The sequence below is a fragment of the Sphaerospermopsis reniformis genome, assembly GCF_005402885.1.
GTDB lineage: Bacteria > Cyanobacteriota > Cyanobacteriia > Cyanobacteriales > Nostocaceae > Sphaerospermopsis > Sphaerospermopsis kisseleviana.
Window position 1 is genome coordinate 1 of sequence record NZ_BJCE01000445.1, and the last position, 2,135, is coordinate 2,135.

The 2,135-nt window shown below is 43.0% G+C and carries 1 protein-coding gene; it reads left to right on the forward strand.

Annotation, left to right across the window (positions count from 1 at the left end; all coding sequences use genetic code 11):
• Positions 1-672: 672 nt before the first annotated feature.
• Positions 673-1,914, forward strand: coding sequence for a DUF4912 domain-containing protein (locus tag FFR48_RS27475; protein ID WP_137669536.1), 1,242 nt, complete (start codon positions 673-675; stop codon positions 1,912-1,914).
• Positions 1,915-2,135: the final 221 nt, after the last annotated feature.

Here is a 2,135-nt window from a genome sequence, read left to right on the forward strand (position 1 = left end):
GGTATACCGGAAAAAGTGTGCATTTTTGGGGATTTCAAGAGATGGCAAAGAAATTTTCAAATCTCCTCCTGACTCCTGACTCCTGACTCCTGACTCCTATGCCCTCACGGAAAGACTTTCTCAGCAAACCCTAAATAGGACTTACGGAAGATGTGACTGAAAACCTGATTCTTGCGTAGGGGTAATTCATGTAGCTTGCTTCCCGAAGGGTATTACCCCTACTTTCGTTCCCTTTTGCGTAAGTCCTGTTAAAGCTGGACGGGCTAGAAGCCGATCCCACAACATGGGAACGCAAATGTCATGAAATATTGACATAATGAACCCCAAGTCAAGGCAAATGTTATGATTTTATAACAATTTGATCCCCGCAGGGCTAATAAATACGTGAAATAGCTGAAAAACCGACTTCATACCCCTTGATCACTAGGCATGATTACCTGTTAGTATTTCATCAAGAAAAAACACGCCCCTGATCCCAAAGAAATGCTAATCATGGCAAAACCAGGAATCAGAAAGCGTGGCAATCCATTTAAAAACCAACTAAAACCCTTATAAACTGGGCAAAACCAGAAGTCAGGAATAAAAAATTCATCTGGGATAGATGAGATTTTATAAACCATTCTATAACCAGGGGAAGTCATTTACCCGAAAAACTACTGGAGGCCAAAATAAATGGCAAAAGAACGCCCACCGCTAGAGGAAATGACATTAAGGCAACTTCGTAAAGTTGCAAGTGAGTATGGCATTTCTCGTTACAGTCGGATGCGTAAATCTCAATTGTTAGCATCAATTCAAGAAGTACAAAGTAACAAACTTTCGCTAAGTCCATCTCGTTCACTGGAGGCACAGGAAACCGTGGAAGCAGCAAAATTTGAATTAGGTCAGGAAGATCGGACAGGTGGTTCTCTCGCTGATGTGGATGAGGGACTGGCAGATTTACCAGGTGGTTATGGTGAAAGTCGCATTGTATTGTTACCACGTGATCCACAATGGGCTTACACATACTGGGATATTCCCAATGAACATAAAGAAGAGTTGCGTCGTCAAGGTGGACAGCAATTAGCATTGCGGATTTATGATGTTACTGATATTGATTTAGATCATCAAAGTCCCCACAGTATTCAAGAATATCCTGCGGATGAATTAGCGAGAGAATGGTATTTACCCATTCCTGTGAGCGATCGCGATTATGTAATTGATATCGGTTATCGCACCCCCATTGGTGGTTGGTTGGTATTAGCTCGTTCTGCTAGGGTTCACATTCCCCCCGTCTATCCTTCCGACTGGATCGAAGATGTCTTCATTACCGTAGACTTTGAAGAAGACCTACGCGGTAAGACCAAGTATGAACTCGTTCCCCCAGCTAAGAAAGTCGCTGCGGTGGGTGCTGGTGGCAACCCCATTTACGACCAAATCTTTGGTATGGCAGAATCAGCAGAAGCTCAACGGGTAGCTGGTTCTCTGTTCGGTTCTATGCAGCACGTAGCCGGTTCTGTACGTCCAGAACAAGCGATCAGTTCTTACATCTTCCCCTCTGGTGTAGGTATGTGGGCAGTTCCCACTGCATCCGGGATCAATATGTCCGGTGTGGGTATGTCTGGGGTCGGTTTCTCCGCTTCTGCTGTTCCAGAACGTCCCCGCAAATTCTGGTTAATTGCTGATGCGGAATTAATTGTATATGGTGCAACTGAACCAGATGCAACTGTAACTATTGGTGGTCGTCCTATTAAACTCAATCCCGATGGTACATTCCGCTTCCAGATGTCTTTCCAAGATGGTTTGATAGATTACCCCATTTTAGCGGTTGCTGCTGATGGTGAACAAAGTCGTTCTATTCACATGAAGTTTGAACGGGAAACACCTTCTCGCAATACCAATACTAAGGAAGAAGCTGTTTTGGAATGGCTTAAATAGAGTTTGAATTTAAAGTTTGAATTTAAAGTTTGAATTTTACATTACGCCATAACTGCTTTACCCGCTATAGTATTTCTGTAGTGGGTTTTTTATTTAGGGCTTGCTGAATAAACTCAAAACCTTGATAAATCAAGGGTTTCAGGTGGAAAATCAGGAAATCAGTGCAGGATTTTTCAGGGGTATACTCCTAAAAGCGTGCATTTTCCGGGTGAAATTTCAAA